General features: G+C 67.5%; 10 protein-coding genes. 6 read left to right on the forward strand and 4 right to left on the reverse strand.

The window, feature by feature from the left end; genetic code table 11:
- The first annotated feature begins 324 nt into the window (after positions 1-324).
- Positions 325-1,887 (forward strand): glutamine-hydrolyzing GMP synthase, encoded by a 1,563-nt coding sequence (gene guaA, locus DSM100685_RS03300; protein WP_152349933.1) that lies wholly within the window; start codon positions 325-327, stop codon positions 1,885-1,887.
- Positions 1,888-2,431: 544 nt separating this feature from the next.
- On the opposite strand, the gene DSM100685_RS03305 is transcribed toward guaA, so the two are convergent.
- The 4 genes from DSM100685_RS03305 to DSM100685_RS03320 all read right to left on the reverse strand — a co-directional run bounded on the left by DSM100685_RS03305 (position 2,432) and on the right by DSM100685_RS03320 (position 7,215).
- On the reverse strand, positions 2,432-3,919 hold the full coding sequence (locus DSM100685_RS03305; RefSeq protein WP_152349934.1) for an ATP-binding protein: 1,488 nt from the start codon (positions 3,917-3,919) through the stop codon (positions 2,432-2,434).
- Positions 3,920-4,041: 122 nt separating this feature from the next.
- Positions 4,042-4,806, reverse strand: a complete 765-nt coding sequence (locus DSM100685_RS03310) for a winged helix-turn-helix domain-containing protein (protein WP_152349935.1) — start codon at positions 4,804-4,806, stop codon at positions 4,042-4,044.
- A gap of 344 nt (positions 4,807-5,150) precedes the next feature.
- Entirely contained in the window at positions 5,151-6,566 is a 1,416-nt protein-coding gene (locus DSM100685_RS03315) for a nucleobase:cation symporter-2 family protein (protein ID WP_152349936.1), read from the reverse strand.
- A 67-nt stretch (positions 6,567-6,633) separates the two neighbouring features.
- Entirely contained in the window at positions 6,634-7,215 is a 582-nt protein-coding gene (locus DSM100685_RS03320) for a xanthine phosphoribosyltransferase (RefSeq protein ID WP_152350038.1), read from the reverse strand.
- A gap of 165 nt (positions 7,216-7,380) precedes the next feature.
- Here DSM100685_RS03320 and DSM100685_RS03325 point away from each other — a divergent pair, with 165 nt between their 5' ends.
- The 5 genes from DSM100685_RS03325 (at position 7,381) to rpsD (ending at position 13,663) form a co-directional block, all read left to right on the forward strand.
- Positions 7,381-10,041 (forward strand): UvrD-helicase domain-containing protein, encoded by a 2,661-nt coding sequence (locus tag DSM100685_RS03325; RefSeq protein ID WP_152349937.1) that lies wholly within the window; start codon positions 7,381-7,383, stop codon positions 10,039-10,041.
- 318 nt (positions 10,042-10,359) lie between these two features.
- Positions 10,360-10,782, forward strand: coding sequence for a DUF4418 family protein (locus DSM100685_RS03330; protein WP_152349938.1), 423 nt, complete (start codon positions 10,360-10,362; stop codon positions 10,780-10,782).
- Between the two features lies 1 nt (position 10,783).
- A complete protein-coding gene (locus DSM100685_RS03335) occupies positions 10,784-11,998 on the forward strand; it encodes an ABC transporter permease (RefSeq protein ID WP_152349939.1) in 1,215 nt (404 codons plus the stop codon).
- Positions 11,998-12,792, forward strand: a complete 795-nt coding sequence (locus tag DSM100685_RS03340; RefSeq protein ID WP_152349940.1) for an ABC transporter ATP-binding protein — start codon at positions 11,998-12,000, stop codon at positions 12,790-12,792. The genes DSM100685_RS03335 and DSM100685_RS03340 overlap by 1 nt, the downstream gene beginning before the upstream one ends.
- Before the next feature lie 244 nt (positions 12,793-13,036).
- Positions 13,037-13,663 carry a 30S ribosomal protein S4 gene (gene rpsD, locus DSM100685_RS03345; protein WP_152349941.1) on the forward strand — a complete coding sequence of 209 codons (627 nt, stop codon included), beginning with the start codon at positions 13,037-13,039 and terminating at the stop codon, positions 13,661-13,663.
- Positions 13,664-13,719 lie beyond the last annotated feature (56 nt).

The raw sequence follows: 13,719 nt of genomic DNA on the forward strand, positions 1-13,719 counted from the left end.
GGTTTTGTGCGCTTTCATCGAAGGCAAAGTTTGCCACCGTTTGCCTTGAATTTACTCTCGTGCCACATTTCGGGATCCTGAAAACGTTGGAATTGTGCGGTTTTAGGGCTGTTAGCGCTCCCAGTGGCATGGTCGAAGCGGTTCGACAACGAAACAATGCCCCATCGGCGTGTTGTGCGCTTTTTCATGCGTCCCGCCGCCCGTTCGCCGCCCGCTCGCGCTCTGTTCGAGGCCGCGCCGCCTCCCGCCCGGCACTTGTCTGATTGACCGGCCATAATCGACCTATTCCTACCGAACACCCAACAACCGTATGTAAGGGAGATCATGGCACAGGGACCCGTTCTCGTCGTTGATTTCGGCGCACAGTACGCCCAGCTGATCGCACGCAGGGTGCGTGAGGCTCATGTCTATTCCGAACTCGTACCGCATTCCATGCCGGTCGACGAGATCCTCGCCAAGGACCCCAAGGCGATCATCCTCTCGGGCGGCCCGGCCTCCGTGTTCGAGCCCGGCGCCCCGCGCGTCGACCCCAAGCTGTTCGAGGCCGGCGTCCCGGTGCTCGGCATCTGCTACGGCTTCCAGGCCATGGCCTACGCGCTCGGCGCGGATGTGGACAAGGCCGCGCTCGGCGAGTACGGCAAGACCGAAACCGCCATCGACCATGCCGAGGGTCTGCTCGCCGGCTCCCCGGCCGAGCAGAACACGTGGATGAGCCACGGCGTCGCCGTCAAGACCGCGCCCGCCGGCTTCGAGGTGCTCGCCCACACCGAGGGCGCGCCCGTCGCCGCCATGCAGGACGAGTCCCGCAAGCTCTACGGCGTGCAGTGGCACCCCGAGGTCAAGCACACCCCGCTCGGCCAGACGCTCATCGAGACCTTCCTGCACCAGTGCGCCGGCCTGCCGGACGACTGGGACGCCTCCGGCATCATCGAGGACCAGGTCGCCAAGATCCGCGAGAAGGTCGGCGACGCCGAGGTGATCTGCGGCCTGTCCGGCGGCGTGGACTCCGCCGTCGCCGCCGCGCTCGTCCACCGCGCCATCGGCGACCAGCTCACCTGCGTGTTCGTCGACCACGGCCTGCTGCGCAAGGGCGAGGTCGAGCAGGTCAAGCACGACTTCGTCAAGGCGACCGGCATCCGCCTCATCACCGTCGACGCGGCCGACGACTTCCTCGAGGCGCTCAAGGGCGTCTCCGAGCCCGAGCGCAAGCGCAAGATCATCGGCGAGAAGTTCATCCGCACCTTCGAGAAGGCCCAGCGCCAAGTGCTCGAGGAGGCCGGCGCCCGCGGCAAGGAGGTCAAGTTCCTCGTGCAGGGCACCCTCTACCCGGACGTCGTCGAGTCCGGCGGCGGCGACGGCGCGGCCAACATCAAGAGCCACCACAACGTCGGCGGCCTGCCCAAGGACATCAAGTTCCAGCTCATCGAGCCGCTGCGCACCCTCTTCAAGGACGAGGTGCGCGCCATCGGCACCGAGCTCGGCCTGCCCGACGAGATCGTCTGGCGCCAGCCGTTCCCCGGCCCCGGCCTCGGCATCCGCATCGTCGGCGAGATCACCAAGGAGCGCCTCGACGTCCTGCGCGAGGCCGACGCCATCGCCCGCGAGGAGCTCTCCAAGGCCGGCCTCGACCGCGAGATCTGGCAGTGCCCCGTCGTGCTCCTCGCCGACGTCCACTCCGTCGGCGTCCAGGGCGACGAGCGCACCTACGGCTCGCCCATCGTCCTGCGCCCCGTCTCCTCCGAGGACGCCATGACCGCCGACTGGTCGCGCCTGCCCTACGACGTGCTCGCCACCATCTCCACGCGCATCACCAACGAGTGCCGCCAGATCAACCGCGTGGTGCTGGACTGCACCTCCAAGCCGCCGGCAACCATCGAATGGGAGTGATCGAATAACGGAGCGTCCTCGGCGTTGCTCCTCGGTCGGCGTACCTTTGTACGCCTTCCCTCGGTGCGCCTTGAGGACGCACGCGTTATTCGATCACTGCGCGAATTGAACTGACGGGGAACCTTCCGCGTTGCGGCGGGTTCGACGTGCAAAGTGTACGTTCGTCCGCCGCGCCTTGAAGCTGCGCGTGGCAGTTCAATTCACTGCGGGAAGCAGACTGGCTGGACGCCCCTCCTGTATCTCAAATCGCATCCGTTTTCCGGAAGGGATGCGAATCGAGACACAGGAGGGGCGTTTTGCGTCTCGACTCGCCACCGATTTTGAAATTGGTGGCGGTTTGAGACACGGAAGGGCTGGTTTGTGTCTCAAAGCGCCACCGAAATTCAAAATGGATGCGAGTCGAGACACGGTGAATGAGCCGGGGCACGGTGAATGAGCCGGGAGACGGCGGGCGCATCGGACGCGCTGGACAGGCGCGACGGGCCATGCCGCATGGCGCGGGCGCGGCGGGCGCGGCGGCGGCATGATGACGCGGCGATGCGGTCTACGCGCCCTTGAGGCGGTAGCGCTGGGTCGGGTCGTCGTGGAAGCGCACGGTGGCGACGCGGCCCTCCCTGAGCAGTTCGCGCAGACCCGACGTGGCGGCCAGCGGCGTCAGCTGCAGTTCGCGGATGATCTCCTTGACGCTCATGGCCGAATGCCGCTCCAGCAGCGTCAGGATCGACTTCGACACGTCGCTCGGCGAACTCTTCGCCGCCGTGCGGTGGCGCGTGATCGTCATGGTGAACGTGTTGATGTCGTTGCGCGTCGTCGCCGGCTCGATGCCGTATTCGCGCAGGGACGCGGCGATGCGCTGGTAGCCGTCGCCGCCCTCAGGGTTGACGAACCCGCCGCCCGGGTACGGCGTCGACTCGAGCAGCGTGAACAGGAACTGGTTGCGCGTCGAGTTGAGCGGCGCCCCGCGCACGGCCCGCGGGTTGGCCAGCACGTCGTGCGTGACCGTGCCGTACAGGCCGCCGGGGTTCACGATCTCGATGCGGTTCGTGAACACGTTCACATGCACCTGCGTGCCGCGGGCGTCGGGGGAGTAGTCGCGGTGCGTCAGCGCGTTCGCGATCGCCTCGCGCAGCGCCGACGGCGGGTAGTCGGGCTGCTTCGCGCCGATCCAGCGCATGAGCCCGTTCACCGCGTCGTCGATCATCACCGGGATGGAGCCGACCACCGTCTGCGAGGCCACGAGCCGCTCGTCGCCGCGGAACACCTCGTCGCGTCCCGTGCCCGGAAACACCGCGATCGACACGCTGAGCCGCGGATAGTACTTCTGCGGGTACCGGCCCAACGCCAGCAGGCCGGCGAGGGTGGGCCGCAGCACCCCGCCCACGCCGGTCGCGGCCAGATCCGAGTCGTCGTGGCGCAGCACCTGCAGGTCCAGCAGCACGTCCGTGTCCGCGCGTCCCGCGAACACATGCGGATGCTGACTGCGCACCCGCCCGAGCAGACCGGCCACCAGTTCGGGGTCGAGGTCGTCCGGCGTGGCGTCCGGCACGATGTCCAGATCGTACGTGGGCTGCAGATGCTCCTCGGTGAGCCGGTCCACCTCGTAGGACGTCATGTGCCGGTCGCCGTCGCCGGTGCGGATGTACGAGCCGCCGTACGGGCCGCGTTCGGTGATGAAGCAGGGCTTGTCGCGCGGCAGCATCTCGTCGACGCGGGCGAACACCAGATTCGCGCCCTCGAACGGGCACGTCACGATCACCGGACGCACCACCGGCGTCATTTTCTCGCACGCCTGGCTCAGCGCCTCCTGCATGGCGCGCGCGTCGAACTCCGGCACGGGCGTGAAGCCGTTCTTCTCCGACAGTCCCAGAATGATCCACCCGCCAGAACCGTTCGAGAACGCGGACAGCGTGTCCGTGATGGTCGAGGAGATGCGGCGCTTGCACTCCTTGACCTCGCACTGCTGCGTGTCGTTGCCGATGAGCCGCATCAGTTCGATCAGCTCGGTCATCTTCGCGGTGTAGTCGTCGGTCATGGGCGCGCCTCCTTGCCACCATCATGCCCCGGAAATGAATCGAGGAGGCGGCGGAAGACGCCTAGTTCATCGAAAATTCATGCGTCGCGGCGGCATCGGGCCCGGGGGATCGGCGAATTGCGTCACAGGATGCGGTAGGACTTGCCCCGCTGCGTGACGAAGAACCCGAGCCGGCGCAGCTTGCGCGTCAGGGAGTACAGCACGTTGTTCATGATGTCGTGGTAGCCGAAGAATCCGGTGCCGCACACGGCCCGTCCGAGCTCGTCGAAGGTGAGGAACCGGCCGTCCGCCTCGATGAGCGTCTTGAGCGTGGCGAACTCCCTGGGGGAGAGGGGCAGCGGCTTGCGGCTCTCGCCGTAGTAGGCGCGTCCGGAGCCGAGGTCCAGCGTGAGGTCGCCGTGGATGAGCAGGCGGGAGGCCTTGGCGTCCGGGCGCAGGGACGCCACATGCGCGACCAGCTCCGCGTTGGAGAACGGCATGCGCAGGACGGCGTCGGGTTCGAGTCCGTCACCGTCCGGCGGGGTGGAGGTGCCGTCCACAGCGGATTGGACGAGCAGCAGCGACCGGGCGTGGGGGTAGCCGGCCATAAGCGTGGCGAAGCGTTCGGAGGTCCAGCCGCGCGAGGAGTCGTCCACGATGACGAGGTCCGGGCTGATCGGCGCGGACGGGTCGGTCGGGCCCGCGGCCGCGTCTTCGGACGCCGCATCGGTCCCATTCGGGGAAACCGGCGCCTCCGCGGTCCCGCCGTCCGTGGTTTCCGCCGCCTCGTCGCGCAGCACGCGGCCGTCGCCGGTCATGAGCGTGCAGGCGTGCCCGTTGGCCTCCAGCACGCGCCTCACGGCCTGCGCGAGCGGGAGATCGTCGGACACGAAAAGCACTTCCATCATGTATTCCACGCTAGTGCGCGCGCCAGACGCGCTACTTGGTCTTCCGAGGGCGGATTATGGCCAATGCACGCATCTACTCGGCTTTCCTAGGGCAGGTGATCCGATGGAATACGAGTCGGAGGATTTTCCGCGCGGCGGTATTCCGCCATAATGAGACGATTGCAATGCGGCGGCCGCGTGTGCGGATGCCCTCGGAAGGCCGAATAGGTGTGCGGTATCTCCGGAATCTGCCCTCGGAAGGCCCAATGGGCAATAGGAGCATTCCCCAAAATGCGTGTGGGGGTCGTCGGCTACTGTCGACGACCCCCACACGCATGGTCTTTGTTCGAAAGGCGGAGGGAACGCTATGCGGCGTGTCCGCTCCTGTCCGCATCCCCGCCGTCCTGCGCCGGGGCGTCGGCCGCGGCCGCGGCGGCGAGGAAGTGCTCCTCGCCCGGCAGCACGGCGTTGAGGACCACGGCCACGACGAAGGACACGGCGATGCAGTTCGAGGCGAAGATCGACTGGAAGAGCGCCGGGAAGTTCGCGAAGATCGTGCCGACCTCGGTGAAGCCGATGCCGATGGTCAGGCTCAGCGCGGTGATGGTGATGTTGCGCTGGGTGTAGCCCGCCTCGGAGATCATCTGGAAGCCGGAGAGGATGATGTTGCCGAACATCATGATGGTGCAGCCGCCGAGCACGGCCTGCGGCAGCGAGTTGAACACCTCGGAGACGGCCGGCACGAAGCTGGCGAGCACGAGGATGAGGCCGCCGGACAGGATCACCTTTCGGTTGACGACCTTGGTCATGGCCACCAGTCCGATGTTCTGCGCGAAGGAGGTGAGCGGCAGGCAGCCGAACAGACCGGAGACCGAGGAGATGAGGCCGTCGCCGGCGATGGCGCCCGCGGTCTCCTTCTCGGTGGGCTGGCGGTTGAGGCCGACCTTGGTCAGGGCCGCGGTGTCGCCGAGCACCTCCACGGAGGAGACGACGTACAGCAGCGCGAAGGAGATGATCGCGCCCCAGTCGAACTCGGGCTTGAACGGCATGACGTGCGGCACGGAGACGACGGACAGGCCTTGGAAGCCGGAGAAGTCGACCTTGCCCATGAAGATCGCGACCACGTAGCCCACGACGAGGCCGAACAGCACGGAGAGCTGCTTGGCGGTGCCCTTCATGAGCAGCTGGAACGCGAGGCACGCGACCAGCGAGATGAGGCCGAGGGTGAGGTTCTGCCAGCTGCCGAAGTCGGCCGCGCCCTGGCCGCCGCCGAAGCTGTTCGCGCCCACGCTCAGCAGCGAGAAGCCAATGGAGGTGACCACGATGGCGGAGACGATCGGCGGCACGAAGCGGCGCCACCACTGTGCGGTGAGGCCCAGCACCACCTCGAGCAGGCCGCCGACGAGTACCGCGCCCACCACGGCGCCGTAGCCCTTGTCGGACACGATGGCGATGGCCGCCGCTACGTACGTGAAGGAGATGCCGGTGACCATGGGCAGGCGGGAGCCGATGCGCCACACGCCGTACAGCTGCAGGCAGGTGCCCAGACCCGCGACCAGCAGACCGGACTGGATGACCATGGCGGACTCGGCGGGGCTCATCTTCGCCGCGGCGGCCACGAGGAAGATCGGCGCGAGGTTGGCCACGAACATGGCCATGACGTGCTGCAGGCCGAAGGGGATGCCCTTCCAGAACGACACGGGCGCGTCGAGGCTGCTCAGCGCCTCGAAGGAGATGGCTGAGGACTTGGAGGATTTAGATTCGGGGGATTTGCCGGACATGTGATGCTCTTCTTCTCTGTATGCTCTCGTCTTATTTCTCTCGTCTCGGGAAGATCGCCGGGAACGCTCAGCGGCGGAACGTGATCGAACCGGTCTCGGGGTCCATGGCGTCCACGATCGCGAGGGAGTCGACGTCGTAGCCCTCGTCGCGCAGCAGCTTGCCGCCGTCCTGGAAGCCCTTCTCCACCGCGATGCCGATGCCCTCGATCACCGCGCCGGCCTTGCGGCACAGTTCGATGAGGCCCTGCATGGCCTTGCCGTTGGCGAGGAAGTCGTCGATGAGCAGCACGTGGTCGCCCGCGTTGAGGTACTTCTTGGAGACGATGACCGGGAACTCCTTCTGCTTGGTGAAGGAGTAGACGGTGGTGGCGTACTGGTCGCCGTCCAGATTGATGGACTGGGCCTTCTTGGCGAACACGACCGGCACGTTGCCGAAGTGGCGGGCCGCCATGCACGCGATGCCGATGCCGGACGCCTCGATGGTGAGGATCTTGTCGACGCGCTTGCCGGCGAAGTGCTCGGCCCACGCCGCGCCCATGTGGTCGAACAGCGCCACGTCGCACTGGTGGTTGAGGAACGCGTCCACCTTGAGCACGTTGCCCGGCTTCACGGTGCCGTCGCGCGCGATGCGCTCTTCCAGTTCCTGCATAGACATTCAACAGCTCCCTTGCAAAAGGTCGATGGTTGGATTGGATGAACGTCCAACTTACCACCGCCGGCGGAAGACGCGTCAGGCGGGGCCGGTATGATTTGACGGCGCCTCGCGGGGCGGGGCTGCATCACTACGTCGATACACGGGCAGTAAGGGGCGAACATGGGTCAGGATCGGGACGTCATCGCGCGCGGCGCGCAGGAGCTGGTGGGGGACCTCAACCCCCAGCAGGCCGAGGCGGTGCAGTACCGCGGGCCGGCGCTGCTCATCGGCGCGGGCGCCGGCTCCGGCAAGACGCGCGTGCTCACCCGCCGCATCGCGTGGATCCTGAGCCAGTTCGGCGCGTGGCCCAGCCAGGTCCTCGCCATCACGTTCACCAACAAGGCCGCCGCGGAGATGCACGAGCGCCTCGCCGCGCTCATCGGCCCGGTCGCCGAGCGCATGTGGGTGTCCACGTTCCACTCCGCGTGCGTGCGCATCCTCCGGCGCGACGGCAAGGCCATCGGCCTCAACTCCGGCTTCTCCATCTACGACACCGCCGACTGCGAGCGCCTCGTCAAGCTCATCGGCGCGGACCTTAACGTGGACCTCAAGCGCTACACGCCGCGCACCATCCTCGGGCGCATCTCCGACTACAAGAACAACCTCATGGACTGGCAAACCCAGCTCAAGACCTATGCGGCCGACTACAAGCCGGGCCAGCGCGGCTACCAGCTGGGGCGCTTCGGCAACGTGGAGGAGCTGTACGCGGTCGTGTACGCCGAGTATCAGCACCGGCTCGCGCTCGCGAACGCCGTGGACTTCGACGACCTGATCATGCGCACGGTCGAGCTGCTGAGGACCCAGCCGGCCGTGGCCGAGTACTACCGCCACAAGTTCCGCTACATCCTCGTGGACGAGTACCAGGACACCAACCACGCGCAGTACGTGCTCGTGCGCGAGCTGGCGGGCGTGGACGCCGGCCGCTCCGGTCAGGCGGGCCCCGGCGGGCAGGCGTGGGTGACCGTGGTGGGCGACTCCGACCAGTCGATCTACGCGTTCCGCGGCGCGGACATCCGCAACATCCAGGACTTTGAGAAGGACTTCCCGAACGCGCGCACGATCATGCTCGAGCAGAACTACCGCTCCACGCAGACCATCCTCGACGCGGCCAACGCCGTGATCGCGCACAACGAGAACCGCAAGCCCAAGAAGCTGTGGACCGCGCTGGGCAAGGGCGATCCGATCGTGGGCTACGCGGCGGACAACGCGCAGCAGGAGGCGCAGTGGATCGCCACCGAGATCGCGCGCCTCCACGGCGAGGAGGGCGTCGCGTACTCGGACATGGCGGTCATGTACCGCGCCAACGCGCAGTCCCGCTCGCTCGAGGAGGCGCTCATCAACGCCGGGCTGCCGTACCAGCTCGTGGGCGGCACCAAGTTCTACGAGCGCCGCGAGGTCAAGGACGCCATGGCGTACCTGCAGGCCATCGTGAACCCGGCGGACAGCGTGAACATGCGCCGCATCCTCAACGTGCCCAAGCGCGGGCTCGGCGCGCGCGCCGAGGCGCTGGTGGCCGGGTACGCGGACGAGAACGGCACCGGGTTCTGGGACGGCATCGCGCATCTGGAGCAGATCTACGACATGCCCACGCGCACCGCGACGAAGCTGAAGGAGTTCCGCGAGCTCATGACCGGGCTGGCCTCGTTCGCCGCGGAGCACGCGAACAAGCCGAGCGAGGTGGTGGCCGAGGTGCTCTCCCGCTCCGGGCTGCTCGATGAGCTCCAGCGCAGCGAGGACCCGCAGGACGCCTCGCGCGTGGAGAACCTGTCGCAGCTGCAGTCCGTGGCCGCCGAATTCGAGCAGAACACGCCGGACGCCACGCTGGCCGGCTTCCTCGAGACCACCGCGCTGGTGGCCGACTCCGACCAGCTGCCGGGCGAGGGCGAGGACTCGGGCAAGGTCACGCTCATGACGCTGCACACGGCCAAGGGACTGGAATACCCGGTGGTGTTCCTCACGGGCATGGAGCAGGGCACGTTCCCGCATTCGCGCTCGCTGGAGGACACGGCGGAGCTGGCGGAGGAGCGCCGTCTCGCGTACGTGGGCATCACGCGCGCCAAGCGCCGGCTGTACGTGACCCGTGCCGCCGTGCGCGCGCAGTGGGGGCAGACGGCCGAGATGATGCCGAGCCAGTTCCTCGACGAGATCCCGGACGAGCTCATCGACTGGAAGCGCCGCGAGGCGTCCGTGGAGCGGATGCGCGGCGGCTGGGGGAGCGACGCCGACGACGAGTTCGGCGGATTTGAATCCTCCTCGGACGACGACTTCGGCGGGTTCTCGTTCGGTGGCTCGAAGTCCTATGGCTCGTCGTCCTCGTCCCGCGGCTTCGGGTCGTCCCGGTCGTACGGCGGCTCCTCGTATGGCGGTTCGTCTTATGGCGGCTCCTCGTACGGGTCGCGTTCCCGTTCGGGTTCCTCGTCCTCCCGCTCCGGTGCGTACGGACGTACGTACGGATCGGGGTCGTCGTCCTCGTACGGCTCCGGTTCGCGCGGCTCCGGCTCGTACGGCTCGGATTCCCACGGCCGCACGCGCGGCGGCAAGGTGACCACGCGCCGCGTGAGCCCGAAGTCCGCGGCGCAGCCGTCGTCCTCCCTCACGAAGGACAACCAGCTCAACATCGCGGACTTCGCGGTGGGGGACAAGGTGCTGCACGACCAGTACGGCCTCGGCACCGTGCAGGACACGCAGGACAAGGGCCGCAACTCGGTGATCACCGTGGACTTCGGCTCGCAGGGCGTCAAGCGCCTCATGCTGCGCGTCGCTCCGATCGAAAAGCTGTAGGGCAGGCTGCGGTTGCGATTTCTGACCTCATGCTCCGGATAGCGGGCTGTTCGGATGATGGTTCGCAAACGTCGGATCGTTGCCATTCCGCGGTTTTGCCCGTCGCCGGCATTGCCGATCCCGCCGGGCTATCCGAGGTGACAGGTCAGAAATCGCATTCGCGACGAAAATGGGGGCAGTATAGGCGAACCCGGACGGGAAATCAAGGCTTGTGTTCGCGGCTTCGGCACGGGATAATGGCGGACGTTTGTTTGCGGCACGATCTCGCGGCGCAATGCCGCAGTGTGATCCCGCAGGAGAAGAAACGGAGAAGATCCCATGAAGTCCAAGCTGTTCGCCTCGGTTCCGGCCATCGTGCTCGGCGCGCTCATCGCGGTCGGTCCGCAGACGTTCGCGCACGCCTGCCTCAAGCATGACACGCCCGGCGCATGCCACTATTCCGCGTTGGCCGCCACGGGCGTGGGTGTGGTCATCCTGATCCTCGGGGCTGCGGCGCTGTTCGTGGACGCCCGCGTGCGCATCGGCCTCAACATCGCCGTCATCGCCAACGCGCTGCTCACGCTCGCGGTGCCCACCGTGCTCATCGGCGTGTGCAGGGGCGCCATGATGCACTGCCGCATGGTCATGCTGCCCACGCTCATCGTGCTGTCCGTGCTGGCCATCGTCTTCGCGGCCGCCGCCATTTGGCTGGATGCCAAGGCGTCCCGCGCCGCCGGCGCCGCCGTGGCGGGAACGCGCTGACATGGCCGCGCACGTCAGCCTCGGCACGCTGCCGCTGGAGAACCTCAGGCGCAAGCCGCTGCGCACCGCGGCGCTGCTCGTCGTCGTCACCATGCTCACCATCGCCTTCTACGCCGGCTCCATGCTGTCGCTCAACCTCGACGCCGGACTGACCAGCATGGAGGAGCGCATGGGCGCCGACCTCATGGTCGTGCCGCAGAACACCGGCGCGAAGGCCGAGGCGCTGCTGACCAACGGGGATTCGAACACGTTCTACTTCACCAACGACATCTCCTCGATGGTCGCCAAGGCCGACGGCGTGGCGCAGGAGAGCGCACAGACCTATATCTCCTCGCTCACCGCCGACTGCTGCGACGAGAAGGTGCAGATCATCGGCTTCGACCCCGCCACCGACTTCGTCATCGAGCCGTGGATCACCTCGCAGTTCGACGGCACGCTCGCCGACGGGCAGATCGTCGCCGGCGCCAACATCAACGTGTCAGCGGACGGCTCCGTCAAACTGTACGGCCACCGTTTCCCGGTCGTGGCCCAGCTTGGCGCCACGGGCACCTCGCTCGACAATTCCGTGTTCGTGAACATGGCGACCGTGCCGCAGGTCGTGCGCTATTCCGCCGAAGTGGGCCACCCGGCCATCCCCGAGGGATATGAGGACAAGGTCACCTCCGCCGTGCTCGTCAAGGTGGCCCCCGGCTACGACGCCAGGACCGTCGCCTCGAACATCGAACGCGCCACCGGCATCAGCGACCTGGGCTACGTGTACCCGGGCGGCGTGACCGCATCCACCAAGAGCAGCCTCGGCGCAATCATGCGCTACGTGGCCGTCTTTGTGGCGATCTTCTGGGCCATGGGCGTGGCCGTGCTGCTCGCCGTGTTCTCCGCCACCGCCAACGAGCGCAAGCGCGAGTTCGCGTCGCTGCGCATCATGGGCGCCACGCGCGGCCAGCTCGTGCGCCTGATCGTCGGGGAGTCGACGCTCATCGGCGCGATCGGCGGCGTGGCCGGCGTGGGCCTGTCCTCGTTGGCGATCCTGCCGTTCAGCGCGTTGATCGGGCGCGAGCTGCAGCTGCCGTACCTGCAGACCGGCCTCGGCACGGTGGCGCTGCTGGTCGTGCTCGCGCTGGCGTTCGCGGTGGCGACGGGCGCGCTCGCCTCGCTCGTCGCCGCGGTGCGACTGTCCCGCCCGGAGGCCTACCTGACGCTCAGGGAGGGGGAGTGATGGCGCTGCTCGAAGTCCATGACCTCACGCGCACGTTCATGCGCCGCGGGCGCCCGTTCGCCGCCGTGGACCACGTGAACCTCACGCTCGACGCCGGGCGGTTCGTCGCCATCGTCGGACGCTCCGGCAACGGCAAGTCCACGTTGCTCAACCTCGTCACCGGCCTGCTGCGCCCCACGTCCGGCACGGTGTCGATCGACGGGCGCGTGGTGGCCGACCTGGACGATCGGGGCATCTCCGAACTGCGCAACCGCACCATCGGATTCGTCACCCAGTCGCAGACATTGCTCGCCAACCTCACCGTGCTGGACAACGTGATCCTGCCGGCGACGCTGGGCGGGGCGCGGGCCGAATCGCCGGCGGCCAAGGAGGATCTCGCCGGTGAGGAGAATGCCGCGGCGAAGCCCGCCCCCGAGCCGGCCGACGCCGCCCTGCCCGACACGATCGCGCCCCTCGCCGCCCCCGCCGGCCCGGACGCGTTCGAGCGGCGCGCCATGGATCTGCTCGAGCGGCTCGGCGTGGCGGATCTGGCCTCCTGCCGTCCGCGTGAACTGTCCGGCGGCGAGATGCGCCGCGTGTCCATCGCCCGCGCGCTCATGAACCGCCCGAAGCTGCTCATCGCCGACGAGCCCACCGGCGACCTCGACGCAGAAAGCACCGCGATCGTGATGCGACTGCTGCGCGACGAGGCGAACCGCGGCGCGGCGGTGCTCATGGTCACGCACGATCCGGACGCGCTGGCCTACGCGGACGCCGTCTACGCCATGGACCGCGGCGTGCTGACCGCGCGCTAGCCCGGCGTGTTAGGTCGTCGGACCGTTAGTCCGCGGGTTGTGTGTATTATTGACGATTGGTGTCTGCCGCCCGGCAGCACTTATCTGGAGTCTTAGCCCATCAACGGGTCGGAGGCGCCGCCCGGCAACGGACGGAGCCGCTCGTGCATGCGCACGGTGAAGCGTTGGAGAGGCCGGCTCAGCGCTGGACGCAGGTCCGGCGTTCCGTTCAGATAACGACAGAAACAGAAAAGGTTCAAAGAACATGACCAATGTTCAGCGTTCCCGCCGTCAGGTGCGTCTTTCCCGCGCCCTCGGCATCGCTCTGACCCCCAAGGCCCAGCGCATCTTCGAGAAGCGCCCGTACGCCCCCGGCGAGCACGGCCGCGACCGTCGCCGCACCGAGTCCGACTACGCGGTGCGTCTGCGCGAGAAGCAGCGTCTGCGCGCCCAGTACGGCGTGTCCGAGAAGCAGCTTCGCGCCGCCTACGAGAAGGGCACCCACGAGGCCGGTCAGACCGGCAACGCGATGCTCATCGACCTCGAGACCCGTCTCGACAACCTGGTCCTGCGCGCCGGCTTCGCCCGCACCACCGCCCAGGCCCGTCAGTTCGTGGTCCACCGTCACATCCTCGTCGACGGCAACATCGTGGATCGTCCGTCCTACCGCGTCAAGCCCGGCCAGACCATCCAGGTGAAGGCCAAGAGCCAGACCATGGTGCCGTTCCAGATCGCCGCCGAAGGCGTGCATCGCGACGTGCTGCCCGCGGTTCCCGGCTACCTCGACGTGAACCTGGCCTCCCTGAAGGCCACCCTCACCCGCAAGCCGGAGGTCGAGCAGATCCCGGTGCAGGTCAACATCCAGTACGTCGTCGAGTTCTACGCTCGCTGATCTGGATCCCCATTTAGGACATACCGAAATCGCCCCCGCAGCCGTTTGGCCGCGGG

This window comes from Bifidobacterium avesanii, from assembly GCF_009299475.1.
In the GTDB taxonomy this organism is placed as follows: domain Bacteria; phylum Actinomycetota; class Actinomycetes; order Actinomycetales; family Bifidobacteriaceae; genus Bifidobacterium; species Bifidobacterium avesanii.